Source organism: Stenotrophomonas sp. Br8, assembly GCF_014763005.1.
In the GTDB taxonomy this organism is placed as follows: Bacteria; Pseudomonadota; Gammaproteobacteria; order Xanthomonadales; family Xanthomonadaceae; genus Stenotrophomonas; species Stenotrophomonas lactitubi.
Map to the genome: position 1 here is coordinate 223352 of NZ_JACGTN010000003.1, position 26065 is coordinate 249416.

Consider the following 26065-nt stretch of genomic DNA (forward strand, 5'->3'; position numbering starts at 1 on the left):
TGCCGATTACGACTTAATCCCCTCCGTCCCCTTTTTGCTGTGGAGGCGCCAGAGGGCGAGGGCGCTGTACAGCACCAGCAGGGCGGTCAGGGTGATCAGCTCGTGGCTGACCTCGGCCAGGCTGGCGTCCATCTGGTTCAGGCGCACCATCAGGTTGATGCCGGAGGTGGTCGGCAGCAGCTGCGCCAGCCACACCAGCGGGCGCGGGGTCATCACCGCCGGCCAGGAAAGGCTGGCCAGGAAGAACAGCGGGATGGAGGTGGCGATGATGTACTGGAAGGCGCGTTCGCGGGTGCGGAAGAAGCTGCCGACGAACAGGCCGAACGCTACCGTGGCAGCGATGAACAGCGTACCGCCCAGCAGTTGCCCGAGCGGGTTGCCACCACGCGGATAGTCCTGCACCCAGGCGGTGAAGCCGGCGTACCAGAACAGCCCGAACAGCCCGATCAGGCCGAAGCCGAGCGCCATGCCGGTCAGGGTGGGCAGGTCGAACTGCAGGCGCCGGCCCAGCACCAGACGGCGACCGCCTAGCAGCACGCCGATGCCCATCAGCAGCGTCTGGTGCACGATCAGTTCGGCCACGCCGGGCACGATCGCGCTGCCGTAGCCTTCCTGCGTGTTGTACAGCGGCCGTTGCACGAGGGTGACCGGTGGTGCCTGTGGCGCGCCCATGAACGCGGCCTGGGTGACTGCCGCTTCGCGGCCGAACGCGCCCAGTGCATCAGCCAAGCTGCCCAGCACCCAGCTGGCGCGACCGAGATAGGCGCCGTTGCCGAGCAGCACTATCTTGGCCGGATGACCACGCAGGATGTCGCGCTCCAGGTTGGCCGGAATCAGCACGATGCCTTCGGCATGACCTGCCTCCAGCTGTGCACGCGCGTCCTGCAGGTCGGCCGGTTGTCCGACCACATGGGCCACGCGCAGCGAATCGAGCTTGCGCAGCAGTTCGCGGCTGGTCGCGCTGTGGTCTTCATCGACCACCAGCACGGGCAGGTTGCCGGCTACCTGGTGGCGATAGGCGGCGGGGTAGAAGAACGAGTACAGGATCACCGCGCCGACCATCACCACGATCGCATAGCGGTCGCAGAGCACGGCCAGGAGGGTTTGCCGCAGGCTGTGCCAGATCCTGCTCATGCGCCAGCCCCGGCGGGCTGCGCTGCCTGCGGGGTGCGCGCGAACGCCAGCAGGCGCCAGCCGCCGATGCCGCCGGCAACCGCGATCATCAGCAGCAGCGTGGCCAGCGGCCACAGCGACACCACCAGTGGCGAGCCGATGAACTGCTGCTGGGTCTGCAGCTTGATGTAGGCGCTGAGCGGCAGCAGCAGATGCCAGACGCGGGTGAACAACGGCGCGTCGATCACCGGGAACGTAGCGCTGGAAAAGGCCAGCGCGGTGCCGATGCTCAGGCCCACGGCGGACAGGGCCGTGCCCATGTCGCGGGTAACGCCGACGAAGAACAGTGCATAGGCCGCGGTGGCCAGGTAGAACAGCGGCTGTGCGAGCAGTAGCAGAACCACACTGCCGGCGATGCCGTCGCCGCGCAGCCAGGCCAGGTAGGCCGCGCCCAGCGCGCCGTACAACGAGAACAGCAGGACGTAGGGCAGCACCTTGCCGGCAATGGTCGACCACGGCGCGTGGCCCAGCCAGGCGGGCAGGGTGCCGTCGCGGATTTCGCGGCCGAGGCTGCCGGCCACCGCCAGCGCCAGTACCAGCGACAGTACCGCCGGGAAGATCAGCGGCAGCAGGAACAGCTCGTAGCTGCGCGCCGGATTGAACAGGATGTCCGACTGCACCGCGATGGGCGCGGCACGCAGCTTGCCCGGCCCGACCTGCAGGCCGATGCGTTCGCGCAGCAGGCGCGCGTTCCACGCCGATACCGCGTCGCCGATATCCCGCGCGGCGGACTGGCCGGTGGTCATGTAGGTGGCGTTGTAATAGGAAAACACCGTGCCTTGCTGGCCGCGCAACGCCTGGCGGGTCACATCGCGCGGCACCAGCACCACCGCGAACACTTCCAGCCGGCGCAGCTGCCCACGTGCCTCCTCCATGCCTGCCGGTTGGCTGGCGACGCGCACACCGGGGCTGGCATCCAGCATGCGCAGCAGCAGGCGGCTGTCGCTGCTGTGGTCCAGGTCGACCACGGCAATCGGCACATCGCGCATCACCGATGCGGAGAACATCCAGGCCATCACCACCAGCATCAACAGTGGCAGCACGGTGACCAGCGCCAGGTCTGCACGGCTGCTGCGCAACCGGCGCAGTTCGCGCTGCCATGAGCCGCCGAAGCCACCGCGGTCGGTATTCAGTGCTGCGGCCATGCGAACAGCACGCTCATGCCGGGGCGGAAGCCCTCGATGCGGCGTACCGGGCGCACCCGCACTTCGAAGCTGCGCACGTCATAGCCCGATGACTGACGGGTCGTACGCCAGGTAGCGTAGTCGCCCGCGGGATTGATGAAATAGACCTCGAACTCGTCGTCCTTGCCGAGCGCCGGCACGCTGCCACGCAGCTTGCTGCCGACCTTCAGGCCCTGCATCTGCGATTCGCGCAGGTTCATCGACACCCACATGCGGTCGATATCGACCAGGGTGAACACCGGGTAGCCGGCCGGTACCAGTTCGCCCGGGTCGGCCATGCGCTTGTTGATTTCACCGGCCAGCGGTGCGCGACCTTCCACTTCAACGCGCGCGGCGTTGACTTCCGCCACCGCGCCCTGCGCCTGCTGCACCTGGCCCTGTGCGGCACGCTTGTCCTGCTCGCGCGCACCGGCCAACGCCATGTCGTACTGGGCGCGGGCGGCACGGGCCAGTTCGCGTGAGCTGGTGGCCTGGGCAGCGGCTTCGTCGCGCTTCTGCCGGGTCATCACCCCTTCGTTGAACAGGTTCTGCACGCGCCGGTAGGTGGCTTCGGCGAGGGTGGCACCGGCTTCGGCGCGCTTCCAGTTGGCTTCGGCCGCGCGGATGTCTTCGCTGCGTGCGCCGTCGTTGGCTTTGTCGGCCACCGCCTGCGCCGCGGCCAGCGCGCCGTGCGCCTGCTGTTCCTTGGCCGCGACTTCGGGGCTGTCGAGCAGGAACAGCACCTGTCCAGCCTGCACGCGATCGCCCTCGCGCACCTTCAGTTCGGCCACGCGCGCCGTGATCTTGGCCGACACGTTGAGGGTGTCGGCGTCGGCCATGCCCTGGATCTGGTCGGCGGGGCTGCGCCAGGCCAGCCACAGGCCCAGCACCACCGCCACCAGCAGCACCACCAGCAGAATCGGCCCCAGCCGGCGCTTGCCCGGGGGCGTCGTTGCTTCGTCGTGCAACACATCACTCATGATCGATCACCTCGTCTGCACGCCGCCGATAGTCTTCGAAGCGGTCCATCTGTCCACTCACCTCGAGCAACTGCGCCAAGGCGATATCGTATTGGTAGGCCGCCTGCGCACGTTCGACGCGGGCGCCGCCGAGGCCGAGCCGCGCATCGATCACGTCCAGCGAGGTGGCCTGGCCTTCGCGGAACGCCAGCTCCTGCAGGCGCAGGTTCTCGTCGGCCTGGGCGATGCTGCTGTCCAGCAGCACGAACTGCTGTCGCGCGGTTTCCAGCTCGTTCCAGGCCTTGCGCACACCCAGTGCCACCTGGTTCTCGGCCTCGCGCAGGCCTGCCTCGGCCTGCTCCTGCTGCGCGCGTGCGGCGCTGATCTGTGCCGGTCGCGAGTTCGGCGACAGGAAGGTGTACTTCAGGCCGATGCCGAACGCCCAGTCCGGATCGGTCAGCATTTCGTCGCGGCGCCGGAAGTCGTACTGGCCGAACAGGAATATCGTTGGCTTGAGCTTGGCCTGCTGCACGCGCACGCCCTGTTCGGCCTGCGCGACGATCGCCCGCAGGCGCGCGATCTGCGGCTGCCGTGCCTGCGCGGTGCGCTCGAAGCTGGTGACCGGTTCCAGCGCGGTGCGCTGCACGAACAGCGGAGACAATGGCTGCACATCGCCGCCGCTGCGCAGCAGGGTCGCCAGCGCAGCCTTCAGCGTGGCCAGATCATTGAGGGTCTTCTGGTATTCGCGCTCGGCCTTGTCGCGGGCGACGGTGGCCTGCAGGCGCTGCGCTCGGGTGGCGAAGCCTTCGCGTTCCAGCTTTTCGGCATCCGACAGGTGGCGATTGAGGCCATCGCGCACATCGCGCCGCACGACTACAGCCTGCTCGGCCAGGCGCTGGCCAAAGTAGGCCTGGGCCAGCTGCACGGTCAGTGACTGTCGCTGCGCTTCGCGCTCGGCGCTGGCCTGTTCGCTGGCCGCGCCGGCAGCACGCTGCGCGGCGGGAATCAGGCCGCCGGTGTACAGCGGCAGCACGGCGGTGACCACCGGCCGCGTGCGCCAGTCGCGTTCGGTGAACGACAGCGGCGAGTCGATGCCATAGGCCTCGGCCACCGGTGCCAGTGAGCCCAGCGGCAGGGTCAGGGTCTTCTGGAACTGCAGCCGGCGCACTTCGCCGGTGATCTCCGGCAGGCGCAGCAGGCGGGTGGCTTCCTGCAGTTCTTCCTTGTTGCGCACGCCGGCATCAGCAGCGGCCAGTGCGTCGGAGACCTGTTCCAGCCGCTGCCGCGCCTGTTCCCATTCCAGCGCTGGAGGCGCGCTGGTCTGTGCCGCTGCGGCCAGCGGCAGGCTTGCCAGCAAGGCCAGGCCGGCAGCGCCGAGCGCGCGGTGCATCCTTGTCCGTGGGCAGCTCAGGCGCATGCCGTTCCTGTAGTGAAGAAGTGGGCAAACGGTAGTGGTCCGCGCGTGAAGCCGGGGTCTGCGGTGGTCTGGATCATGCTCTTTTCAACGTAAGGTGTTGCCAGCGGCGGTGCGCAGCGCCTGGGTGATGTGCTGCAGCGTGCTCGAACGCACGGCGGCATGCTGCCAGAACAAGGGTACGTCGAGCCAGCGACGAGCTTCCAGCACCACCACCTGCCCGGCCTGTACCGCTGGCGTAACCAGGGCCTCCGGAGCAAGGCACCAGCCGAGTCCACGCGCGGCAGCATCGACGAAGCCGGTGGAGGAGGGCAGGTAGTGGACGGGCGGTTGCAGGCGTGCACGGGTCAGCCTGCGCAGGAAGCGCCATTGCAGTTCATCCTTGCGGTTGAACACGATCATCGGCGCCGACGCCAACGCGTCGGCCTGCATGCCCTTGCTGAAGTGGCGCCGCGCAAAGACCGGTGAGGCGATGGCGTGGTAACGCATCGCGCCCAGCGGATGCACGTTGCAGCCCTTCAGGGGGTTGCGTTCGGCGGTGACCGCGCCCAGCACGCTGCCGTTGCGCAGCAGTTCCAGGGTGTGGTCCTGGTCGTCCATGTGCAGGTCGAACAGGTAGCCGTGGCGCTGGTGCAGCTCTGCGATGGCGGCGACGAACCAGGTATCCAGCGAATCGTCGTTGACCGCCAGCGGGATCGGCGTGCGGGTGGCATCGCTGCCGCGTTCCGGCAGCAGTTCGGCCAGCGCTTCGGCCTGCAGGGCCTGCATCGGCCGCACCCGCCGCAGCAGCACTTCACCGGCAGCGGTAGGCCGGCACGGCGCCTGCCGCACCACCAGCACCTGGCCCAGCCGGTCCTCAAGCGCCTTGATCCGTTGCGACAACGCCGACGGGCTGATCGACAGGCGGCGTGCGGCGGCCTCGAAGCTGCCTTCTTCGAGCACCGCGGTGAAGGCGCTCAACTGCGGATGTACCAGGTCCACGCGATGCCTCTTCAGTTTTTCTGCACAGGATAAAGAAAAACCAGCTGGCCTTAACGGGTCCGTTGGTCGCACCCTGCGCCTCCTTTCACGGTGGAGAGCGTCGGATGTGGATTGCTGCGGCCTTGGCTGGCCTGTTTGCGGGTGCTGGCCTGATCATCGCCATCGGTGCGCAGAACGCCTTCGTGCTGCGGCAGGGGCTGCAGCGTCGCTACGTGGGCATGGTGGTGCTGGCCTGCATGGGCGCGGACATCGCGCTGATCCTGGCTGGCGTGGGCGGCATGGGAGCACTGGTGCTGCAATGGCCGCTGCTGTTGCAGGTGCTGCGCTTCGGCGGGGCCGCCTTCCTGCTGTGCTATGGCCTGCAGGCCGGGCTGCGCGCATGGCGAGGTGGCAGCGCGCTGGCCGCGGCCGATGCCAGTGGTGGCAGCCGGCGGCAGGTGCTGCTGGCCTGCCTGGCCTTCACCCTGCTCAACCCGCACGTCTACCTGGATACGATGGTGTTGCTGGGCAGCCTGTCCACGCGCTATCCGGGTGAGCTGCGCTGGGCGTTCGCGGCGGGCGCCTGCGTGGCCAGCGTGCTCTGGTTCTGCGGGCTGGGATTCGGCGCCCGGTTGCTGCAGCCGGTGTTCCGCAACGCGGCAGCGTGGCGGGTGCTGGATGCAGGCGTGTCGGCCTTCATGCTGTGCCTTGCGCTGCTGTTGCTGCTGCGTCCGCTCTAGGCCGCGTCCACTGCGCACAACGGGGTTTCATCGGGGCGCAGGGTCAGCACGCGCACACCGGTACGGGTCACGGCTACGGTGTGCTCGAACTGCGCTGACAGCTTGCCGTCGCGGGTGTACACCGGCCATTCGTCGGGCTGCTGGCGGATCGCAGGCTTGCCCTGGTTGAGCATCGGCTCGATGGTGAACACCATGCCTTCCTGCAGTTCCATGCCGGTGCCGGCATGGCCGTAGTGCAGGATCTGTGGCTCCTCGTGCATTTCCTGGCCGATACCGTGGCCGCAGTATTCCTTGACCACGCTGTAGCCGTGGCTGCGGGCATGGCGGGCGATGGCGTGGCCGATGTCGCCCAGGCGCGCGCCTGGCCGCACAGCGGCGATGCCCTTCCACATGGCCTGGTAGGTCACCTGCACCAGCTTGCGCGCGGCGTAGTCGACTTCACCCACCAGATACGTGGTGCTGGAATCGGCGATGTAGCCGTGCTTCTCCAGCGTGATGTCGAGGTTGACGATCTGGCCATTGCGCAGCACATCGTCGGCCGACGGCATGCCGTGGCAGATGACGTTGTCGATCGAGGCATTGAGCACGTACGGGAACCCGTACTGCCCTTTGCTGGCGGGCCGTGCCTGCAGGTCGTCGACGATCATGCGTTCGACGATGTCGTTGATCTCCAGCGTGCTGCGGCCCTGCAGCGGCAGCGCGTCAAGCATCGCGAAGACCTGCGCCAGCAGTCGTCCGGACTCGGCCAGGCGGTCGATCTCGTCGGGGCGCTTGATCATGGCCATCGGCTCAGGCCCGCCCGGGCGCAAGCAGCTGCGGCTGCACGCCGGCGGCGCGCAGTTCGCTGGCGACGACGTCCTGGAAGCTCAGGGTCGGGTTCATCTCGCACAGCATGCCGACCCGGATCCAGAACGTGGCCTGGGCATTGATCGAGCGGTTGGAGACGGTGCAGGCACGGCGCAGCTGGTCGTGCAGGGTGTCATCGATGTTGACGATGCCCATGGGAGTTCTCGACAGGGAATATACGAAGCGTATACGAAACGTATATCACCTCTCAAGCCCGTGGCATTCAGCCAGCATCCGTGGCGAAGCGCAGGCGGTTGCCGTCCGGATCGACGATCAGCATTTCGCGGCTTCCCCAGTCCGTATCGTGTGGCGGCTGCTCGATGGGTACCCCCGCAGCGCTGAAAGCACGATGCAGGGCATCGACGTCGTTGACGATGAAATACACCGCGCCGCCCACTTCGCAGTCGCCGGTGTGTTCGGTCAGGAAGATCGTCTGGCCCTCGCGGGTGAGCTGGGCGAACAGCGGGAAGCCGGGTTCGAAGCGGTGCTCCCAGTCGATGAGGAAGCCCAGGCCCTGTACGTAGAACGGCAGGCTGGTATCGGCATGGCGCATGCGCAGCTGCGGGATGACGGTCTGGGGCATGACGGCGGCTCCGGGGCGGGAGTCCAGTGTAGTGCCGAGCCATGCTCGGCTATCGCCATTTGTACAGTCGAGCCATGCTCGACTCAGGGGACCGCGAACAGCAGCCGAGCATGGCTCGGCTCTACAAAAAAGCGCTCAGCAGGCAGTCGGTACTGCGGCCATCGCCGCCAGCAGTTCGCGGTTCACCTGCTGGTGCTGCTGCTGCCATGCCGGCAGATCATCGGCGCTGATGTCTGGCTGGGCATCCAGCGACGACAACCAGCGCTTGAAACGGCTCTGGTAGCTGGGCAGCGACACCTCGCCGGTGATGTCGCTGCCCACCAGTCCACCGGTGCGCAGCGCCTCGATCACCATCAGCGCATGTTCAAGCTGGAAGCGGCCCTGGTCCCAGTTGCTGCGCGCTACCTCTTCAGCGAACACGTCCTTGTCGATCGACAGATAGGTGGGCCGCGGCGCCTGCGCCTGTTCGGCGGCGAACGCGGCAACCAGCGCCTCGGGATGTTCGAAGCGACGGAAGGCGCCTGCCATGCCCATGCGGCTGGCCCAGCCCACATCCACGTCCATGCACCAATAGGTCAGCCGTCGCCCCAGCAAGGGCCGCCAGTGGTTCTCCCACGCGTGGCCCACGCCGATATCGGTCGAGGTGATGCCCAGTACATGCACATGCGATACCTGCGGCAGCGCAGCGGCGGCATTCACCCAGGAACCGCAGTGCATGCCGAAGGGAAAGCGCATGTTGTCCGGATGGTTGTCCAGCACCACCAGCTGGAACGGGGCGCGCGTGTGCAGGCGCTGCAGCAGTGGCAGGCTGAGATGGTGGAAGTCGCCGCTGCCGAGCATCACCGTGCCGAGTTGTGCCGGCAACGGCAACAGAACGTCATTGGCGAAGCGCGACAGCGTGGTGTTGCGGCAGGCAAAACGCAGCGGGTCATGCCAGTGCTGCAGCGCGAGCGTGCGTGCCTGCGGCAACGGCAGTACGCCACCATCGAGGTCGAGGATCAGCGGGGGACGCAGCTGCATCGGTCAACCCCCTCCATCCGGCTCAGCCTGCAGGTGCGGGGCCAGCCTGCGCAGGGCGGCGCGCAGCAGCGGCGAACGCGCATGCACCGCATGCACAGTGGAAGTGAAGCGGGCACCCAGTTCGGCCTTGATGCGTGAATCGGTCCAGCCGGCGACGTAGTGGCTGAGGCCGTGTTGCATCGCGTACTCCAGGTTGTGCATCCAGCTGACCGAGTACAGGTTGTGGTCGCGCGACTGCGGATAGGACAGGCCGATGTACTTGTCCACCAGCTTGCCGGCGTGCACGTAGCACAGGTTCCAGCCGATCAGCTCGCCATTGTGGCGGTAGAGGAACAAGCGCCCCTGGCCCTGCGTGTCTGCCAGCAGGTGCTGGAAGAAGGGCAGGTCGAGCTGGTCGAAGTGCACGGCGCTTTGTGCATACACCTGCAGGTACAGCGCGTGCAGTTCGGCCTGCAGCCGTGGCTCGGCAAGGGCGGGGTCGCCGGTAGCGATGCAGTCGATCTGCAGGTGGGCACGCGAGCGCAGCTTGCGCCGGATGTTCTTGCGCCGCGCCGTGGACAGACGTGCCAGGTAGGTATCGATGCAGTCGAAATCGATCGCCACCCATGCCAGTGGCATGCCTTCCAGCTGGATGAAGCCGCGTTCCAGCAGCGCCTGCAGGAAAGCGTGGCTGTGCGCGTTGGCGGCATCGTCCAGCAAGGGGGAATCGATCGCCAGATCCTTGACCACCAGCAGCCGACTGTCACCGACGCCGTGACGCAGCACGTCGTCGGCCAGTGCCGCCGCCGACACATGTGCCGGCAACGGTGTGTACTCGGTGCTGGTGGCGCCGATGAACCGCGTCTGCCAGGTCAGCCACGGCTGCCACAGGCGCGACAGCGGCAGCCCCAGCAGGCGCGAGCGCAGTGCATCGTCCAGGGTCGTGGTCAGATCCAGCGGCGCACGGAAGCTGGGCAGGCCGCTGGGCAGGCGGCTGGCATCGAACCCCAGGGGCGGGTGGGCCAGGAAGCCCTCCAGCAGCGCGGCCGGCTCCAGCGCGGTGCTGGATACACGCGGAATCATGTCCATGCGGGGCACGGGAACCGGCAGCGCATTGCAGCTCAGCCCTTGGCCTTGGTCAGCAGCTGGTCCAGCAGGGTGATCGCCAGATCGATCTCTTCGTAGGTGATGTTCAACGAAGGCGCGAAGGTGATCACGTTCTTGTACCAGCCACCGACATCGAGCACGAGGCCCATGCGCTTGCCGTCGTGCAGCAGGTCACCGGCCAGGCCGATGTCGACCATGCGGTCCAGCAGCTCACGGTTCGGAGTGAAGCCATCGGCGGCGCAGATTTCCGCACGCAGGGCCAGGCCGAGGCCGTCGACATCACCGATTTCCGGATGGCGCTTCTGCAGGCCGCGCAGGCCGTCGAGGAAGTAGGCGCCCTTTTCCGGCACGGTACGCTCGTAGTCCATCTCCTTGCCCAGCTTCAGCACTTCCAGGCCCAGGCGCGTACCCAGCGGATTGGAGTTGAAGGTGGAGTGGGTGGAGCCCGGCGGGAACACGGTCGGGTTGATCAGCTCTTCGCGCGCCCACAGGCCCGACAACGGGTTGAGGCCGTTGGTCAGCGCCTTGCCGAACACCAGCACGTCCGGAGTGACATCGAAGTGCTCGATGGCCCACAGCTTGCCAGTGCGCCAGAAGCCCATCTGGATTTCATCGACGACCATCAGGATGCCGTACTTGTCCAGCACGCGCTTGAGGCCCTTGAAGAAGTTGCGCGGCGGAATGACATAGCCGCCGGTGCCCTGGATCGGCTCGACATAGAACGCGGCGTACTCGGCCTGGCCGACCTTGGGATCCCACACGCCGTTGTACTCGCTTTCGAACAGGCGCTCGAACTGGTGCACGCAGTGGTCGGAGTATTCGTCCGGGGTCATGCCCTTCGGGCGACGGAACGGATACGGGAACGGGATGAACATCGCGCGTTCGCCGAAGTGGCCGTAACGACGGCGGTAGCGGTAGCTGGATGTGATCGACGAGGCGCCGAGGGTTCGGCCGTGGTAACCGCCTTCAAACGCAAACATCAGGCTCTTGCCGTTGCGCGCGTTGCGGACGATCTTCAGCGAATCCTCCACCGCCTGCGCACCACCGACGTTGAAGTGCACGCGGCCATCGAGGCCGAACTTTTCGTGCATGTCTACCGCGATGGTCTTGGCCAGTTGCACACGCGTCGGGTGCAGATACTGGCTGGCGACCTGCGGCAGGGTGTCGATCTGGTCCTTCAGCGCATTGTTCAGCCGCTGGTTGGCGTAACCGAAGTTGCAGGCCGAGTACCACATCTGCAGATCGAGGTACGGGGTGCCGGCGGCGTCGAACATGTAGCTGCCTTCGCAGCGCTGGAAGATCTTCGGCGGATCGACGTAGTGCACGGTGTCGCCGAAGGAACTGTAGCGGGCTTCGTCTGCCAGCAACTGCGCATCGGTGATGGCGGCATCGGCGTTCTTGTCAAAAATATTCATCGGTTCGGTTCCGGAGAGGGCATTCGAAGGAAGCAACGGGCGGAGCGATCAGGCGGTGGCGAGCAGCCGCGGAAGCGAGGGCTGCAGCAGGCTGCCGTCGAGCAGGCGCGGCAGCAGCGCAGTAGCGTCGTGGAAGGTGTCGATGGCGGCGTGGGGAATGCCGGCGTCGGTGCAATGGGCAATGAGGCGACGCTTGGCGAATACGAAGTCGGCGTGTTCGGATACGCAGAAATCCGAGGCACCATCACCGATCATCAGCACGCGGGGTGCTTCGTCGGCACGTGCCTGCGCCGCGCAGGTGCACTTGCAGGTGCCGCTGCGGCAGCCTTCGGCCTGGTAGGGGGATTCCAGTTGCCAATGACCGTCACACCAGCGCAGGTGGTTGGCCACTACAGGCAGCGGTGGCAGGCCATGGTTGGCGAGGATGCGATGGATCGCGTAGTCCAGACCGTCGCTGACGATGCGCAGAGGCAGGCCCAACGCGTGTGCGCGATTGACGAAGGCGGCGAAGCCCGGATCGATGCGTACCTGGTCCAGGTGTGCATCGAGGGTGGCCGGATCCAGCTTCAGCAGGCGGACCTGGCCCTGCATGCATTCACGCGAGCCGATCTCACCCGAACGCCACTGATCTTCCAGCTGCTGCCAACCGGGCTGGCCGAATTTTTCCAACAGTGAATCGATGACGTCCTCGAGGCTGATGGTGCCATCGAAGTCACACAGGATGCTCCATTGCATGGGCAGCTCCGTCGATGAAGAGAGGCCTTGGCACGATGCCGGCGACGGGGCCAATGTAGGCAGGCCGTCTTTCTCGTTCCTTTCCGCCTGAAAGCTCGAATGGAGGCGCTCGGGAAGCGTTCAGCCAGTGACGCGGAGCAGGCCTCGCCTGGCTTCAGCGACTACTGGCGCGCCAGTACCTTCACGATCTCGCGGGTGTCTTCATGGCTCAGCCAGGGGCTGTTGCCCACGGTCAGGCAGCGGGCGGCGAAGTCGCGGGCATTGGGTACGGGCGCGTCTGCAACGATGCCTCGCAGATAGGCGTAGTCCGGCAGGGCATGGATGAACATGCGGCTGACACCCAGGCCGCGCTGCCACAGCGCGGACAGTGCTTTGTCACGTGCACGTTCGCTGGGCAGCATCAGCATCAGCATCGGCCAGGTGCCCTGGGTGCCTGGCATTCCGTCCACCACCTCAACGGCAGGCAGCGACTCCAGCTGCACGCGCAGCTGCAGCGCACGCAGGCGGGCTGCCTGCAGGAAGGCGGGCAGACGCTGCGCTGCGCGTGCACCGACGTTCTGCCGCCAGCGGCTGACGCGATGCTGCGGAATATCCAACGGAAACACATCACCCACCGCAGCTTCCAGGTCGCCGCTGCGCAGGGCACGCCGCAGCGGGTTTCCATACACCAGCGACAGCAGGGAAGGGCGGTAGCAGGCTGCCAGGCCCAACAGCTGCAGGCTGCGGGTCAGCTCCCAGCGCAGGCTGAAGGGCGTGTGTCCTGCGGCCTGCTCGATCATTGCCGTACGCAGTGCTTCGTCATGCGTCAGCAGCAGTCCGCCCTCATGCAGGCTCAGGCCTTTGCCGGCGGCCAGGCTGAAGAAACCGATGTCGCCGCGCAGGCCGACGCTGTTGCCGGCCACGCGTGCCCCCAGCGCCTGCGCAGCGTCCTCGATCACCCATGCACCGACGCGGTGCGCGATCGCACATGCGCGATCGACATCGGCGATGCGCCCGCCCAGATGTGTGGGAATGATCGCCAACGTGCGTGCATCGGCTGCGGCGTGCAGTGCTACCGGGTCGAAATCGAAGTGGTCGCGGCGGGTATCGCACAGCTGTATGCGCAGGCCGAGGCTGTGCACGGCAATCGGCACCAGTGGGCAGGTATAGGCCGGCAGGATCACCGTATCGCGGTACGGCGCGCGCCTGCGCAGGGTGCGCAGGGCGATCAGCAGGGCGTGGGTGCCCGAGCAGGTCAGCTGCAGTGGCGGCGTGCCCAACTGCTCGGCGAGAATCGCGCACAGGTCGCCGCCGCCGGGAAGGAAATCGCCGGCCTGCAGTGGCAGACCGGCGGTGGGCGGCAACTCGCGCGACAGCAGGCTCACGGGGATGGTTCAGTTGCAGCGTGCGGATCATCCGCTTCGGCACGACCCAGGCAGATGATGCCGGCCACGATCAGCACCGCACCGATCAGGTGATGCAGCGTCAACGGTTCGTGCAGCAGCCACGCTGACAGCAGCAGCACGCTGATCACTTCCAGGTGCGAGGCCGCGAACGCAGGGCCGATCGGCGCGTGCCGCAGCAGGCTCATCCAGGTGAAGAACGCGCCGACGTAACCGAGCATCGCGCCGTACACCCAGGGCTGCGACAGCACGCGCAGCAGCCACGCGGTGTTGGCCTCGACCGGCAGCGCGGCGTCGCCGGCATACTTGAAGCACAGCTGGGCCAAGGTGTCGAAGGCCATCAGCAGCGGAAAGCCGATCAGGTACAGCCGCCTCATGTTCCGGCTCCAACCACGGCAACGCCGGCGCTGACCAGCAGCATGCCGGTCACCCGCAACGGCGTCAGCCGCTCGCGGAACAGGAGGCGGCCGGCAACCATCAGCGCGACGATGTTGATCGAGCCGAGCAGCACGCCCTGCGACAACGGTACCAGCGACAGGAAGGCGATCCAGGCGACGAATTCAAGCACGTAGCAGGCGATGCCCAGCCACAGCCAGGGACGGCCGAACATGTGTTTCCAGCGCTGCAGGCCTTCGCCGTCCTGCGGGTCGCTGGCGGCGGCCTTGAAGGCCAGCTGGCCGCCGGTGTCGAGCACCACGTTGACCAGCCACAGCAGGGTGGCAAGCGATCCCATCTCAGGCGACCGCCTGCAGCACGCCCGCACGTTCGCCGATGTCGCTGAAGAAGCGCGCGCTGCGGCGGATCACCTCGCGCCGTTCGCGATCGATGGTGATCATGTGGTAGCTGTCTTCCAGCACCACCAGTTCGGTCGGTCCGCTGACGCGCGAGATCACCAGCTCGGCATTGCCCATGCTGGCCACGTCGTCCTCGCGGGCGTGCATCACCAGGCACGGTGCCGTGACCTGGTGCAGGTGACGGCGGGTCCAGGTGCTCAGTGCACGCATTTCGGCCAACGCATGCCACGGATTGCCCGGCAGGCCGGCAGCGGCACTGTCACCGGACAGCATGGCGGCGCTGACCTGCGCGCGCAGGCGCTCGTCGCGCAGGCCATACGGCGGCTCTTCCATGAACATGCGGTCGCGGCCGATGCCCAGGCGTTTGAACCACGGCAGCAGGAACGAGAAGCGCGCAACCGCCGGAATATTCCAGCCGTCGTAGCGGAAGGTGGCGCCGTACACGCCCACGCCGGAGACCCAGTCCGGCCGGCGCGCGGCCAGTGCCAGCGCCAGCACCGCACCCATCGACAGCCCGCCGACGAACAACTGGTCAACCTTGCCGCGCAGGTTCGCGGCCGCATCTTCCACGCCTTGGTACCACTCTTCCCAGCGGGTCTGCAGCAGGTCCTCGACGCTGCCGCAGTGGCCTGGCAGCTGCACACCGTGCACGCTGAAGCCGGCGTTGTTCAGCCCTTTGCCCAGCATGCGCATCTCGGCCGGCGTGCCGGTCAGGCCATGGATCAGCAGGACACCCTGCGGGCCACCGGGAAGAAAGAACTCATGGGATGCGGACACCAGTCGGCTCCAGCGCGGCAGTCGGGATGGCCAGCATCGCAAGCGCGATTTTCGGCAACCTTTCAGCGGACCGGCTGGATCAAGGGCCCTTCAGCAACGGTATGGTGATGGATACCTTCAGGCCGCCACCGGGACGGTTGAGGTAACCCAGGCGCCCGCCCAGATGCTCGACGGCCTCATGGGCGATGGCCAGGCCGAGGCCGGTGCCGCTGGCGGCAGTGCCGGGCGCGCGGAAGAAACGTTCCCCCAACCGCGACATCACGTCCTCGGGTACGCCCGGGCCGTTGTCTTCGACGTACAGCTCGACATCATTGTCGTCGAGGGTCTGCACGCCCACCGTGACGGTCGCATCCACGCCGGCGTAGCGCAGGGCGTTGTCGATCAGATTGTCCAGCGCCTCGTGCAGCAGGGCGCCGTTGCCCAGTATCCGCACCGGCTGCTGCGGACCCAGATAGCCCAGGTCGATGCCATCGCGGATCGCTTCGGGCACGCGCATGCCCACCCATTGCGGCACCAGCTCGGACAGGTCCAGCGCCTCCACCGTCTCCGGCACGGTCTGGGCACGGCTCAACGCCAGCAGCTGGGTGCTGACGCGGGCGGTTCGCTGGTTGAGCCGGCGGATGTTCTGCAGCGCTTCGCGCACGGTCTCAGGATCGCCGTGGGCCAGTGCCTGGTCCACGTGCAGTGCCATGCCCGCCAGTGGCGAGCGCAACTGGTGCGCGGCATCGGCAATGAAGCGGTTCTGCAGCGTGATCATTTCCGCCTGCCGCGCGAACAGGCCATCGATGGTGCTGATCAGGGGCTGGATTTCCTCGGGCACGTCGGCGTCGGAAATCGGTGCCAGCTCGCCGCGGCGCTGGGCCAGGCGGGAGGTCAGCGGCGTCAGAATACGCAGGCCGTGGGTGACGCCGAACCAGACCAGTGCCGCCATTCCCAGGGCCAGCATGGCCATCAGTGGAATGACGATCATCAGGATCTCGCGTGCACGCTGGCGGCGGTCGGCCATGCTTTCGGCCACGGTCACCGCCAGCTGGTCCTGTGGATCGTTCATCGCCTGGGTGCAGACCGTCGACATGCGCACCTGCTGGCCATTCAATTCACCTTCGTACAGTGCCGGGTGCATGCCGCTGCAGTCCTGCGACGGTGCATAGGCGCTGAAATCGGCGTTGCCGGCGATGGTGCCCAGGCGGCTGCTGTCGACGTTGAAGTAGCGATGACCATCGGGGTCGTACTCGATGAGAAAGCGTGCCTGCGGGGACAGGTCGCTGCTGACCGGCATGGTGCTGAGCATCTGTGCGAACGATACGGTGTCGTCGGTCAGGTTGCGGTCGTGGATGCGGTTGGAGTAGTCCAGCGCCACGTAGTACGCCAGCAGCGTGTTGAAGGTCAGCAGGCCCAGCATCGGCAGCGCCAGGAAGGCGAGCAGACGCCGTCGCAGGCTGGGCGGTCCGCTGATCACGCGCCGGCGTCTTCCAGCATGTAGCCCAGCCCGCGCACCGTGCGGATGCCCATGCCGCCCGGCTGCAGCTTGCGGCGCAGGCGATGCAGGGCGATGTCCAGGCCATTGTCGGTCAGGTCCTGGCCCCAGTCGCACAGGGCCTCCACCAGCTGCGCACGGGAGACGATGCGCTCGGCACGCACCGCCAGGGCGGACAGCAGGCCGAATTCGCGCGCGGTCAGCTCCAGCGTCTGCTCGTCTATCCACACCCGGTGCCCGGTCAGGTCCAGGCGCAGCCGGCCGATGCGCAGGTCGGGGTTGCCGTTGCTGGTGACCCGGCGCAGCTGCGCGCGCACGCGCGCTTCGAATTCGTCCAGCGCAAAGGGTTTGACCAGGTAGTCGTCGGCCCCCAGGTCGAGCACGCGCACGCGCTCGGCCAGGCCATCGCGTGCGGTGACCACCAGCACGGCCAGGCCATCGCCGCGCTGGCGCAGCCGTTGCAGCACGTCACGGCCATCCAGCTGGGGCAGGCCAAGATCCAGCACCAGCAGTGCGTACTGGGTGGAATTCAGTGCGGCATCGGCATGCGCGCCGTTGTCCACGTGGTCGACCACGTGGCCCTGCCGGCGCATCGAGGCGCACAGGCCGGAGGCGATGTCGGGGTCGTCTTCTGCGATGAGAACGCGCATGCGCGGGGCTCCTGGGGGCGGATGGGCCGCCCGCTGGACAGGGCGGGCCTCTCGGCTGCCGAGGGTAGCGGCAAACCGGGTGCAGGTGGCGGGCGTGGGGGACCTGGGCCGGCCCGGCGCTGGCCCTTCGTTCAGTCCTGCAGGCCGGGCTCGCCCTTGGCCAGTGGCACCCGCGAACCGTCCAACAGGCCGCGGCTGAGCTTGCCGCCCTCGATGAACAGCAGCTCGCCGTTCTCGCCATTCTTGATGCTGCTGTCGATGGCGATCACGCGGCCGTCGTGGAAGCTGCTGACATGTGGCATGGAGGTGTGGCCGACCACGATGCGCTTGAGCTGGAGGCGGTCGAGCACCGCCTGCACGCCCGGGGTGTCCAGGCGTCCGTCGAAGTAGCCGCGGTACCAGATCGGGCTGGTCTTGCCGTCGTACAGCGGTGCAGTGGCGGGGTCTGCCTTCACCTCGGCCTTGGGGATGCCCAGCGAGGCCTGGTAGGCGGCGTTGGTGCGGGCCGGGTCCAATGCCATCTGCACGGCATCGGGCGAGATGCCGCCGTGCAGGAACAGGGTATCGCCGATCTGCAGCAGCACCGGGCGCGTGCGCAGCCACTGGCCGATCACCGAGTCGGCACCATACAGCTGCGGATAGCTGCGGCCGAGCAGCTGCGCGCTGCGCAGGTACTTCGGGTTGACGTAGCGCAGGTCGTCGTAGAGCACCATGGTCTCGTGGTTGCCGAGCACGAAATGCACCGCGCCACCGGCCGCCGCCGCCTGCTGCTGCAGGCCGTACAGCAGCCAGAACGCTTCGGTCACCTGTGGGCCGCGATCGAACACGTCGCCCGCGATCACCAGCGTGTCCGTGCCCAGTGCCCAGCGGTCCTGCGCGTCGATCACCCGGTTGGCGCGCAGCAGGCGGACCAGCAGCTTGTACTGGCCGTGGATGTCGGACACGGCGACGATGCGCGGCACGGCGGGCAGCACGGATACCGACGGCGCATTCGGCGGCAGCACATGCACCGCATGCGGGTAGCCGCAGTGCGCGGCAACATCCGCGCCTGCGGTGCCGGCGCGCACGGTATGGGTTTCCACCTGGTCCTGGCAGATCCACTGCGCTTTCAGTTGCGCGCCTTCACGGAACACATAAGGACCATCGGTGTCCACGTGTTCTGCAGGTGCTGCCACGTCGCGGGCCGAGGCCAGTGGTGCGGCCAGCAGCAGGGCCAGCGGCAGCAGGATCGAAACGGTTCTGGCGTAGTTCGGCATCGGCGGCATTCAGCGGCAGGAGACCAGCGATGCTAACTGCCCGGGGACGTCGCCGGTGTGCGTGAACGGGCGGATCAGGCCCGGCTGTCTCCTTCCTTGAGCTTGCGTACGCGGGTATCGGCGGCGTGCAGGGGCTGGCCATCGCGTCCGTGCGGTTGCATGTAGGGCAGCGGCCGGCGGCTGCTGGATTCGATCAGCTGCGAGTGTGCCTCGCCAGCAGCGAAGCGATGCCGTTCTCCCCATTGCCGCAGGGCGACCAGCAGCGGGAACAGGTCCTGGCCGGCCGCGGTCAGTACATAGTCCTGGTACGCGCTGCCATCGGCGGCAGGCTGCTGCACCAGCAGCCCCGCCTCGACCAGTCGCCGCAGGCGGTCGCTGAGGATGTTGCGCGCCGCGCCCAGGCTGCGCTGGAAATCGCCGAAGCGGCTGATGCCATCGAAGGCATCGCGGATGATCAGCAACGCCCAGCGGTCGCCAAGCAGATCGGCGCTGCGGGCCACGGGGCAGGGGCTGTTGGCGTGCATGGGGAATGTCCTCGATTGTGGTTGCAGTTTAAAACCAGTGGCGCTATCGTGCACGTAGTTTCAAATTGCAACCACAATGATGATGCCTTCGCTGTCCCGCCCGTTGTTGGGCCTGCTCGCCATTGCTGCCGGTGCCAGCGTGGCCAACGTCTACTTCGCGCAGCCGCTGCTGGAGCGCCTGGCCCACGATTTCGCCCTGGATGCCGCGGTGGCCGGTGCACTGCTGGCTGCCACCCAGGCTGGCAGCGTGCTGGCCCTGCTCGGATTGCTGCCGCTGGCCGACCGTGGCGACCGTCGCCGACTGCTGCGGGTGCAATTGCTGGCGCTGGTGGTGGCGCTGCTGTGGCTGGCCGCCGCCCGCAGCACCGTGTGGTTGTTGTCGGGCATGCTGCTGGCGGGGTTGTTGGGTACGGCGCTGACCCAAGGGTTGATCGCCTACGCCGCCAACCTCGCTGCACCGGAGCAACGCGGGCGGGTGGTGGGCATGGTCCAGGGCGGCGTGTTCATCGGCCTGCTGTCGGCACGCGTGGTGTCCGGCGCGGTCGCCGCCGTGGCGGGATGGCGCGCGGTATACCTGCTGTCGGCACTGTTGATGGCAGCGCTGGCGCTGCTGCTGTGGCGGCGGCTGCCGCACGTGCCGGTGCCTGCAAGGCCGCCGGCGTGGCGCGAGCTGCTGCGTTCCATGGTCCAGATGCTGCTGCAGGATCGGGCACTGCGCGAACGTGGGCCTTTGGCACTGCTGTTGTTTGCCGGTCTCAATGTGTTCTGGGCGGCGGTGCCACTGCCGTTGTCGGCGCCGCCCCTGAGCTGGTCGACCGCTGGCATCGGCGCGCTGGGCCTGGCTGGCATCATCGGCGCGCTGCTGGCGGCGCGGGTCGGGCACTGGATGGATCGTGGCTTTGCCCATCGGGTGAGCCTGGGCGCGCTGCTGTTGATGCTGGTCGCCTGGGCGCCGCTGCTGGGCCTGCCGCAGTCGCTGGCGCTGTTGCTGCTGGGCGTGGTGGTGCTGGACCTGGGCGGGCAGGCATTGCATGTGTCCAACCAGGCACTGCTGCTGCGCGCACCGGCCGAACAGCATGGGCGCCTGGTGGCGCTGTACATGCTGTTCTATGCGGTGGGCAGCGGTGTGGGCGCTGCCGCAGGCACCTGGATGCAGGCGCGCTACGGGTGGCCGGCGGTGTGCGCGCTGGGAACGGGAATCGCCCTGCTGGGCTTGGCGTGGTGGGCGGCGTGGCGTATTCCGCGCAAGGCCGCCCGGTAGCGCCGACGCTGTTCGACGCCCTACCGCGCGCGCTGCAGGCTCAACGTTGCAGCGCGCGTCGCCCGGGTGCCTCGGGCAGTGCTTCGTCGGCCACCACCACACGGTTGCGGCCTTGTCGCTTGGCGGCATACATCGCCGCATCGGCGCGCGCCATCAGCCGCTCGTAATCGGGATGCCCATCGTGTCCGGCCACGCCGATGCTGGCGGTCAGGCCCAACGTCTGTCCATTCGGGAGAGAGATCGGCAATTGTGCGATCTGCCGACGCAGGCTTTCCGCGATCACCTCCGCCTGCGACTCGCTCGCCGCCACCAGCACCACCACGAACTCCTCGCCGCCATAGCGGAACAGGTAGTCGCTGCCTCGGGTCTGCTGGCCGAGCAGGGCGGCAACGTGCTGCAGGGCGCGGTCGCCAGCGTCGTGGCCGTGGCCATCGTTGATCGCCTTGAAATGATCCAGGTCCAGCAACAGCAGCGAGAATGGCGTGTGGTTGCGCGTGGACAATTCGATCTCACGGCGCAGCACGGTCGGCAGGAAGCGCCGGTTGAGCAGGTTGGTCAACGCATCGCTGCCCGCATCCAGTTCGCCGATGCGTTCGAACAGCAGGGTCATCAGGTTGCGGATGGTGGCGAGGTCTTCGCGGATCGCCGGCAGGGCCGCCAGTCGCCGTGCCGGATCTTCATCCGTGGCGCGCTGCAGGTTGCTGTCGATGCGTGCCATCAGCTGGGCGACCTGCTGTGTCTCGCTGCTTTCGCCGAAGCTGGGAATACCCTTGTGGGTGAACCACAGGCCGAATTCCGAGGTCGCCAGACTGGCGTTGTCGGCGCCTGTCGCATGGCCAGCGAGCGTGTACAGCAGGCTGTTTTCCCAATCCAGCAGCAGGGCGCGCTGGCGCTCGCGCTCGGTGCTGACGTTCTGCACCAGCGAGAACAGCCGGTACGCTGCATCGGTGCGCGACGAGCGCTCACGTGCATGCGTATAGGCCAGGGTCATGCCCTCCATGGCGATGTCCATGATCGCGCTGAGGCAATCGATGGCGGCGAAAGCGGTGTCGCTGTCATCGGCGTCGGCGCGCAGGCGCACGAACAGTTCGTGCTTGAGTACGCGTGCACCGCGTGCCACCAGGTCAACCGGAATACCGACCCGTGCATGCACATCGCCGATCACCCGCTGTGCGGCGACCGTAGCGGCAATTCCATCCGCATCGGTGGTCAGCAGCTGGGCCAGCCAACGCTGCATCGCCGGTTGCAGGCGTTGCTTGACCTGTTCATGGGACAGGAAGCGGCGCGCACGCGTGTCCTGCAGCAGCACCTCGTAGAAGCGCTGCGCCAGCATTGGCGGTGCGTCGGCGGCCACGGCATGCAGCAGTGCGGCGGCGGCGGGGCCGGCCTGCAGCAGGCACTGCTGCCAGGCCTGAGCCAGCGGTTGGCTGGCTTCGTCCAGTTGGGGTGTATCCACGTCGATCTCTAGCGGCGCACAACAGACCACGGTATCGGCCGCAGCTGTCGACGGTTGATGGCAGGTAAGCCGTCCAGTTTAAGCGCCATGCAGGCCGAAAAACCCGGGCAGAGCACATGCCGGCCGATGCCGCAATGCGTTGACGCATTTGAGAATCACTCGCATTTATGAAAAAATGACGTCAGGAACCGACCTGCGGGCATCCCGCAGCGATCGTTCCGCCTCCCCCGTCGCCGCCTCGTGCCCTATGCCAGAGGCTTCCGCTGCCCTGCCAGAAGGTCCAGAACATGCCTGCAAACACTCTTTCACCGCGCCCGCTGGCGCTCGCCGTCGCCGCGCTGCTGGCCGGCGCTGCGGTTACCGCGCATGCGGAAACCGATGCCACCGATATCGATACCGTGCATGTCACCGCCTCGCAGATCGCGCGGCAGGCGCTGGGCACCTCCACCATCACCGCTGAAGACATCGCCAAGCGACCGCCGGTCAACGACATCGCCGAACTGCTGCGTACGATGCCCGGCGTCAATCTGACCGGTAACAGCGCATCGGGACAGTACGGCAACAACCGGCAGATCGATCTGCGCGGCATGGGGCCGGAAAATACCCTGATCCTGATCGACGGCAAGCGCGTGGGTGCACGCGACGCGGTGCGCATGGGCCGCAGTGGCGAGCGCAACACGCGTGGCGATACCAACTGGGTGCCGGCGGAAATGATCGAGCGCATCGAAGTGCTGCGCGGCCCGGCGGCGGCGCGCTATGGCTCGGGTGCATCCGGTGGCGTGGTCAACATCATCACCAAGCGCCCCACTGGCGACCTGACCGGTGCGGTTGATCTGTACGGCCTGGTGCCCGAACACAGTGCCGAAGGTGGCAGCGAGCGCGTCGGCCTGCAGCTGAGCGGGCCGATGACCGACACGCTGTCGTTCCGGCTGTACGGCAACCTCAACAAGACCGATGCCGATTCGCTGGATCTCAACCGCAACTTCGCCACCGGCGCCAATGCGGTACCGCCGGCGGGCCGCGAAGGCGTCAAGAACCGCGATGTCAACGCACTGCTGCGTTGGGACGTGACCGCCAACCAGGTGGTCGAATTCGAGGCCGGCACCAGCCGCCAAGGCAACATCTATGCCGGCGACCGTGCGGTCAGCAACACAGGCACCTCCACCGGCGTTGATCTCGGTGCGCTGGCCGAGCAGCAGGCCGAGACCAACCGCATGTACCGCAGCACCGGCGCGATCACCCATCGCGGACGCTGGGGCGATGTCAGCTCGCGGCTGACCGCAGCGGTGGAAGGGGTCAACAGTTCGCGCATCAACGAGGGCCTGGCCGGTGGCCCGGAAGGCAGCTTCAATGGTGCTGACTGGTCGACCTCGCGCCTGCGCAACTACCAGTTGGACGGCGAGGTCAGCTTCCCGACCACCCTCGGCGGCGCCGAGAACGTGTGGACGCTGGGCTTCGAATACCTCGACAGCCGGCTGACCGATCCGTATTCCATGAGCCAGTCGAGCAGCAGCGGTGGCGGCATTCCGGGCCTTTCGGCCGACCGCGCACGCGGCAAGTCCGATGCACAGACCACCGCCGTCTACGTGGAAGACAACATCTACCTGGGTGAGCGCTGGATCGTGACCCCGGGCCTGCGCTTCGACCATCACAGCCAGTTCGGCAACAACACCAGCCCGAGCCTCAACGCGCAGTTCCGGCTCAACAGTGATTGGGTGGTGAAGGGCGGCATCGCACGCGCGTTCAAGGCGCCGAACCTGTACCAGTCCAACCCGGACTATCTGTATTACACCCGTGGCAATGGCTGCCCGAACGCATTGCCGAGCCTGGGTGCCGGTTGCTACATGCAGGGCAATGCGGATCTGAAGGCAGAGACCAGTTTGAACAAGGAACTGGGCGTGGAGTGGGCACCGCAGAGCGGCTGGCAGGCCTCGTTGACCTACTTCCACAACGACTACAAGGACAAGATCCAGGCCGGTTACACCCAGATCGGCCTGACGGCCGACAGCAAGGGCCGCATCTTCCGCTGGGAGAACGCACCCAAGGCCATCGTGCAGGGGCTCGAGGGCAACCTGGTGATTCCGCTGCTGGGCGAGCAGGGCGACCGCCTGAAGTGGAGCAACAACTTCACCTACATGGTGGAGAACGAAAACAAGAGCACCGGCCAGCCGCTGTCGGTGATTCCCAAGTACACCGTCAACACCATGCTGGACTGGCAAGCCACCGAGCAGTTGTCGCTGCTGCTGACCGGCACCTTCTACGGCAAGCAGGAGCCGGCCACGGCCAACATCAACAACGATCCGCGCTGCACGGCCAACTGCGATGCGTCCACGGTGCTGCAGACCCGCGGCGCGTACAACGTCTGGGGCGTGAGCGCGCGCTACAAGGTGACCGATACGGTCAGCGTGGGCTTCGGCGTCAACAACCTGGCCGACAAGCGCCTGTTCCGCGAAGCCAACAGCAGTGATGCCGGTGCGGCGACGTACAACGAACCAGGCCGCGCGTACTGGGCCAGCCTGCGTTTCGGGTTCTGATCCGCTGCGCTCGCCAGGCATGGCCTGGCGCTACCGGAGGCGGGCATGTCACACCGGTAGTGCCGGGCCATGCCCGGCGGCATCGGCCGTGCAGGCCTGAAATGTTATAAACACCGTGATAGTTTCCCAACGCCCGCCGGCGTAGCCTGCCTCCATCGCAAAGGAGCTGTTGCCATGGGTCACGACCACGATCACCTGCCATCCGAGATCCGCCACGAGAAACCCTTGTGGTGGGCGCTCGGCCTGACCTCTACCTTCCTTGTCGTGGAGGTGGTCGGTGCGTTCTGGACCAACAGCCTGGCGCTGCTGTCCGATGCCGCGCACATGGCCACCGACACCCTGGCGCTGATGATCGCGCTGGTTGCCGTGCGGCTGAGCCGGCGTCCGCCGGATGCGCGCCGCACCTACGGCTATGCACGCCTTGAGGCACTGGGTGCGATGATCAACGGCGCCATGCTGTTCGTGGTCGCCGGCTACATCCTGTGGGAAGCCATCGGTCGCTTCCGCCAACCTCAGGAGATCGCCTCCACCGGCATGCTGGTGATCGCCGCGGCCGGGTTGGTGATCAACATGATTTCCATGCGCCTGCTGCAGGCCGGCAGCGGCGAGAGCCTCAACGTGAAGGGGGCCTACCTGGAAGTGTGGGCCGACATGCTCGGCTCGGTGGCGGTGATTGCCGGCGCGCTGCTGATCCAATGGACCGGTTGGAAGCCGATCGACCCGATCCTGGCTGTGCTGATCGGTCTGTGGGTGCTGCCACGCACGTATGTGCTGATGCGCGAAGCGGTAAACGTGTTGCTGGAAGGCGTGCCCAAGGGCATGGACGTGGCCAAGGTACGCGACCGCCTGTCCGACCATGACGCGGTGCTGGACGTGCATGACCTGCACGTATGGGCGCTGGCGTCCAGCACGCCGGCACTGACCGCACACATCGTGATGCGCGAAGGCGACGATGCCGATCGCCTTCGTCGCGAACTCGGTGATCGCCTGCACGATGATTTCGGCATCGAACACGTGACCCTGCAGATCGAGGCCGACCATTGCGGCGAAGCCTGTGGCCAGCCGTCAGCGGCCAAGGACGACGATCACGCCGGGCACGATCATGCAGCGACCGATGCGCAGGGCCATCGCGGTCACGTGCATCGCTGAGCGGGTGTGCCGGGCTGTGCCCGGCGTCACTGCTGCTCGTCGCGCCGCGAGGCCAGCCGATCCGCCAACCGGGTCGGCTCGGGCAGGCGATAGCCGCGCAGCGTGCGCTGCACCCAGGCCAGCGCGGTATCGGCGCTGACCCGATGTCCGCCGGCGACGAACAGCGGCTTGCAGCGCAGCTTGCTGCGCAGCACCCAGCCGAGCTGTTCGCTGCCATCCAGCAACGGCGTATGCGCGCCTGCCTCGGCGCCCGGCTCGATGAAGCGGCCAACCAGCTTCGACTTGGCCACGCCGACGCTCGGCAGGTCGGTCACCACGCCCAGGTGTGCGGCAATGCCCAGGCGGCGCGGATGGCTGATGCCGTGGCCATCGACGAACACCAGATCCGGTGTTCGCGGCAGCAGCGCCAATGCCGCCAGCAGCGCCGGCAGCTCGCGGAAGCTGAGCAGGCCTGGGATATAGGGCATGACGGTGGGGATGCGGGCGATTTCCTGCGCCACCGGCTGCAGGGTCTCCGCGTCGAGCAGTACCGCCGCCGCGCGGGTGATCGCGCCGTCTTCCTCGAAGCCGACATCCAGTCCGGCCAGCCAGCGCACGGTGGCGGGCAGCCGGTCCTGGCGCTGCACGCGGGTGGCCAGCTGCTTCTGCTGCTCGCGTGCGGCACTGACGCTGCCTTCCCAGCGCCCGGGGTCGATCACGGTATTCATCGGC

General features: G+C 67.1%; 26 protein-coding genes. 4 read left to right on the forward strand and 22 right to left on the reverse strand.

Annotation, left to right across the window (positions count from 1 at the left end; genetic code table 11):
- Positions 1-6: 6 nt before the first annotated feature.
- The 5 genes from H3005_RS02365 to H3005_RS02385 all read right to left on the reverse strand — a co-directional run bounded on the left by H3005_RS02365 (position 7) and on the right by H3005_RS02385 (position 5690).
- The gene (locus tag H3005_RS02365; protein WP_191077505.1) at positions 7-1134 is read right to left on the reverse strand and encodes an ABC transporter permease; all 1128 of its coding nucleotides are present in this window, start codon (positions 1132-1134) and stop codon (positions 7-9) included.
- Complete coding sequence (locus H3005_RS02370; protein ID WP_100551949.1) at positions 1131-2318, reverse strand: ABC transporter permease; 1188 nt, start codon at positions 2316-2318, stop codon at positions 1131-1133. The genes H3005_RS02365 and H3005_RS02370 overlap by 4 nt, the downstream gene beginning before the upstream one ends.
- Entirely contained in the window at positions 2303-3316 is a 1014-nt protein-coding gene (locus H3005_RS02375) for an efflux RND transporter periplasmic adaptor subunit (protein WP_100551950.1), read from the reverse strand. Before H3005_RS02375 ends, H3005_RS02370 begins: the two co-directional genes overlap by 16 nt.
- The gene (locus H3005_RS02380; RefSeq protein WP_191077506.1) at positions 3309-4685 is read right to left on the reverse strand and encodes a TolC family protein; all 1377 of its coding nucleotides are present in this window, start codon (positions 4683-4685) and stop codon (positions 3309-3311) included. The genes H3005_RS02375 and H3005_RS02380 overlap by 8 nt, the downstream gene beginning before the upstream one ends.
- A 111-nt stretch (positions 4686-4796) precedes the next feature.
- Positions 4797-5690, reverse strand: a complete 894-nt coding sequence (locus H3005_RS02385; RefSeq protein WP_100551952.1) for a LysR family transcriptional regulator ArgP — start codon at positions 5688-5690, stop codon at positions 4797-4799.
- A gap of 104 nt (positions 5691-5794) precedes the next feature.
- On the opposite strand from H3005_RS02385, the gene H3005_RS02390 reads away from it, so the two are divergent.
- Positions 5795-6409 (forward strand): LysE/ArgO family amino acid transporter, encoded by a 615-nt coding sequence (locus tag H3005_RS02390; protein ID WP_100551953.1) that lies wholly within the window; start codon positions 5795-5797, stop codon positions 6407-6409.
- Here H3005_RS02390 and map read toward each other — a convergent pair.
- The 15 genes from map to H3005_RS02465 all read right to left on the reverse strand — a co-directional run bounded on the left by map (position 6406) and on the right by H3005_RS02465 (position 18954).
- Positions 6406-7188, reverse strand: a complete 783-nt coding sequence (gene map, locus H3005_RS02395) for a type I methionyl aminopeptidase (protein WP_100554073.1) — start codon at positions 7186-7188, stop codon at positions 6406-6408. The genes H3005_RS02390 and map overlap by 4 nt on opposite strands.
- Before the next feature lie 10 nt (positions 7189-7198).
- Positions 7199-7411 (reverse strand): ParD-like family protein, encoded by a 213-nt coding sequence (locus H3005_RS02400; protein ID WP_025873788.1) that lies wholly within the window; start codon positions 7409-7411, stop codon positions 7199-7201.
- Between the two features lie 67 nt (positions 7412-7478).
- The gene (locus H3005_RS02405; protein WP_100551954.1) at positions 7479-7838 is read right to left on the reverse strand and encodes a VOC family protein; all 360 of its coding nucleotides are present in this window, start codon (positions 7836-7838) and stop codon (positions 7479-7481) included.
- A gap of 135 nt (positions 7839-7973) precedes the next feature.
- Complete coding sequence (locus H3005_RS02410) at positions 7974-8858, reverse strand: arginase family protein (protein ID WP_100551955.1); 885 nt, start codon at positions 8856-8858, stop codon at positions 7974-7976.
- Positions 8859-8861: 3 nt separating this feature from the next.
- The gene (locus H3005_RS02415) at positions 8862-9926 is read right to left on the reverse strand and encodes a GNAT family N-acetyltransferase (protein WP_100551956.1); all 1065 of its coding nucleotides are present in this window, start codon (positions 9924-9926) and stop codon (positions 8862-8864) included.
- Between the two features lie 32 nt (positions 9927-9958).
- On the reverse strand, positions 9959-11359 hold the full coding sequence (locus tag H3005_RS02420) for an aminotransferase class III-fold pyridoxal phosphate-dependent enzyme (protein WP_089239694.1): 1401 nt from the start codon (positions 11357-11359) through the stop codon (positions 9959-9961).
- Between the two features lie 48 nt (positions 11360-11407).
- The gene (locus H3005_RS02425; RefSeq protein WP_100551957.1) at positions 11408-12094 is read right to left on the reverse strand and encodes an MtnX-like HAD-IB family phosphatase; all 687 of its coding nucleotides are present in this window, start codon (positions 12092-12094) and stop codon (positions 11408-11410) included.
- Between the two features lie 161 nt (positions 12095-12255).
- Positions 12256-13458 (reverse strand): DegT/DnrJ/EryC1/StrS family aminotransferase, encoded by a 1203-nt coding sequence (locus H3005_RS02430; protein ID WP_100551958.1) that lies wholly within the window; start codon positions 13456-13458, stop codon positions 12256-12258.
- Entirely contained in the window at positions 13455-13853 is a 399-nt protein-coding gene (locus H3005_RS02435) for a DMT family transporter (protein ID WP_100551959.1), read from the reverse strand. The genes H3005_RS02430 and H3005_RS02435 overlap by 4 nt, the downstream gene beginning before the upstream one ends.
- Positions 13850-14209, reverse strand: coding sequence for an EamA family transporter (locus H3005_RS02440; RefSeq protein ID WP_089239702.1), 360 nt, complete (start codon positions 14207-14209; stop codon positions 13850-13852). The genes H3005_RS02435 and H3005_RS02440 overlap by 4 nt, the downstream gene beginning before the upstream one ends.
- 1 nt (position 14210) lies before the next feature.
- Positions 14211-15047: an alpha/beta fold hydrolase gene (locus H3005_RS02445; RefSeq protein ID WP_100551960.1), complete on the reverse strand. Its 837-nt coding sequence runs from the start codon at positions 15045-15047 to the stop codon at positions 14211-14213.
- Positions 15048-15126: 79 nt separating this feature from the next.
- Positions 15127-16506: a sensor histidine kinase gene (locus H3005_RS02450; protein ID WP_100551961.1), complete on the reverse strand. Its 1380-nt coding sequence runs from the start codon at positions 16504-16506 to the stop codon at positions 15127-15129.
- Positions 16503-17174, reverse strand: a complete 672-nt coding sequence (locus tag H3005_RS02455; RefSeq protein WP_100464099.1) for a response regulator — start codon at positions 17172-17174, stop codon at positions 16503-16505. Before H3005_RS02455 ends, H3005_RS02450 begins: the two co-directional genes overlap by 4 nt.
- Before the next feature lie 131 nt (positions 17175-17305).
- Positions 17306-18439, reverse strand: a complete 1134-nt coding sequence (locus H3005_RS02460; protein WP_100551962.1) for a metallophosphoesterase — start codon at positions 18437-18439, stop codon at positions 17306-17308.
- Between the two features lie 65 nt (positions 18440-18504).
- A complete protein-coding gene (locus H3005_RS02465) occupies positions 18505-18954 on the reverse strand; it encodes a helix-turn-helix domain-containing protein (protein ID WP_100551963.1) in 450 nt (149 codons plus the stop codon).
- Between the two features lie 76 nt (positions 18955-19030).
- Here H3005_RS02465 and H3005_RS02470 point away from each other — a divergent pair, with 76 nt between their 5' ends.
- Complete coding sequence (locus H3005_RS02470; protein ID WP_100551964.1) at positions 19031-20215, forward strand: MFS transporter; 1185 nt, start codon at positions 19031-19033, stop codon at positions 20213-20215.
- A 40-nt stretch (positions 20216-20255) separates the two neighbouring features.
- On the opposite strand, the gene H3005_RS02475 is transcribed toward H3005_RS02470, so the two are convergent.
- The gene (locus tag H3005_RS02475; protein ID WP_100551965.1) at positions 20256-21671 is read right to left on the reverse strand and encodes a GGDEF domain-containing protein; all 1416 of its coding nucleotides are present in this window, start codon (positions 21669-21671) and stop codon (positions 20256-20258) included.
- 287 nt (positions 21672-21958) lie between these two features.
- On the opposite strand from H3005_RS02475, the gene H3005_RS02480 reads away from it, so the two are divergent.
- A complete protein-coding gene (locus tag H3005_RS02480; protein WP_191077507.1) occupies positions 21959-24205 on the forward strand; it encodes a TonB-dependent siderophore receptor in 2247 nt (748 codons plus the stop codon).
- A gap of 174 nt (positions 24206-24379) precedes the next feature.
- Positions 24380-25354 carry a cation diffusion facilitator family transporter gene (locus H3005_RS02485; RefSeq protein WP_165376644.1) on the forward strand — a complete coding sequence of 325 codons (975 nt, stop codon included), beginning with the start codon at positions 24380-24382 and terminating at the stop codon, positions 25352-25354.
- 26 nt (positions 25355-25380) lie between these two features.
- Here the strand turns inward: H3005_RS02485 and nfi are convergent, their stop codons facing one another.
- Positions 25381-26061, reverse strand: a complete 681-nt coding sequence (nfi, locus tag H3005_RS02490) for a deoxyribonuclease V (RefSeq protein ID WP_191077508.1) — start codon at positions 26059-26061, stop codon at positions 25381-25383.
- Between the last annotated feature and the right edge of the window lie 4 nt (positions 26062-26065).

Excerpts from the sequence above, each read along its gene's own strand:
- H3005_RS02480 (WP_191077507.1), top strand. The coding sequence starts at position 21,959 with ATGCCTGCAAACACTCTTTCACCGCGCCCGCTGGCGCTCGCCGTCGCC.
- H3005_RS02370 (WP_100551949.1), bottom strand. The coding sequence starts at position 2,318 with ATGGCCGCAGCACTGAATACCGACCGCGGTGGCTTCGGCGGCTCATGG.
- H3005_RS02415 (WP_100551956.1), bottom strand. The coding sequence starts at position 9,926 with ATGGACATGATTCCGCGTGTATCCAGCACCGCGCTGGAGCCGGCCGCG.
- nfi (WP_191077508.1), bottom strand. The coding sequence starts at position 26,061 with ATGAATACCGTGATCGACCCCGGGCGCTGGGAAGGCAGCGTCAGTGCC.
- H3005_RS02485 (WP_165376644.1), top strand. The coding sequence starts at position 24,380 with ATGGGTCACGACCACGATCACCTGCCATCCGAGATCCGCCACGAGAAA.
- H3005_RS02440 (WP_089239702.1), bottom strand. The coding sequence starts at position 14,209 with ATGGGATCGCTTGCCACCCTGCTGTGGCTGGTCAACGTGGTGCTCGAC.
- H3005_RS02425 (WP_100551957.1), bottom strand. The coding sequence starts at position 12,094 with ATGCAATGGAGCATCCTGTGTGACTTCGATGGCACCATCAGCCTCGAG.
- H3005_RS02380 (WP_191077506.1), bottom strand. The coding sequence starts at position 4,685 with ATGCACCGCGCGCTCGGCGCTGCCGGCCTGGCCTTGCTGGCAAGCCTG.
- H3005_RS02375 (WP_100551950.1), bottom strand. The coding sequence starts at position 3,316 with ATGAGTGATGTGTTGCACGACGAAGCAACGACGCCCCCGGGCAAGCGC.
- H3005_RS02400 (WP_025873788.1), bottom strand. The coding sequence starts at position 7,411 with ATGGGCATCGTCAACATCGATGACACCCTGCACGACCAGCTGCGCCGT.
- H3005_RS02410 (WP_100551955.1), bottom strand. The coding sequence starts at position 8,858 with ATGCAGCTGCGTCCCCCGCTGATCCTCGACCTCGATGGTGGCGTACTG.
- H3005_RS02460 (WP_100551962.1), bottom strand. The coding sequence starts at position 18,439 with ATGCCGCCGATGCCGAACTACGCCAGAACCGTTTCGATCCTGCTGCCG.
- H3005_RS02420 (WP_089239694.1), bottom strand. The coding sequence starts at position 11,359 with ATGAATATTTTTGACAAGAACGCCGATGCCGCCATCACCGATGCGCAG.
- H3005_RS02405 (WP_100551954.1), bottom strand. The coding sequence starts at position 7,838 with ATGCCCCAGACCGTCATCCCGCAGCTGCGCATGCGCCATGCCGATACC.
- H3005_RS02390 (WP_100551953.1), top strand. The coding sequence starts at position 5,795 with ATGTGGATTGCTGCGGCCTTGGCTGGCCTGTTTGCGGGTGCTGGCCTG.
- H3005_RS02455 (WP_100464099.1), bottom strand. The coding sequence starts at position 17,174 with ATGCGCGTTCTCATCGCAGAAGACGACCCCGACATCGCCTCCGGCCTG.
- H3005_RS02435 (WP_100551959.1), bottom strand. The coding sequence starts at position 13,853 with ATGAGGCGGCTGTACCTGATCGGCTTTCCGCTGCTGATGGCCTTCGAC.
- map (WP_100554073.1), bottom strand. The coding sequence starts at position 7,188 with ATGATCAAGCGCCCCGACGAGATCGACCGCCTGGCCGAGTCCGGACGA.
- H3005_RS02465 (WP_100551963.1), bottom strand. The coding sequence starts at position 18,954 with ATGCACGCCAACAGCCCCTGCCCCGTGGCCCGCAGCGCCGATCTGCTT.
- H3005_RS02470 (WP_100551964.1), top strand. The coding sequence starts at position 19,031 with ATGATGATGCCTTCGCTGTCCCGCCCGTTGTTGGGCCTGCTCGCCATT.
- H3005_RS02365 (WP_191077505.1), bottom strand. The coding sequence starts at position 1,134 with ATGAGCAGGATCTGGCACAGCCTGCGGCAAACCCTCCTGGCCGTGCTC.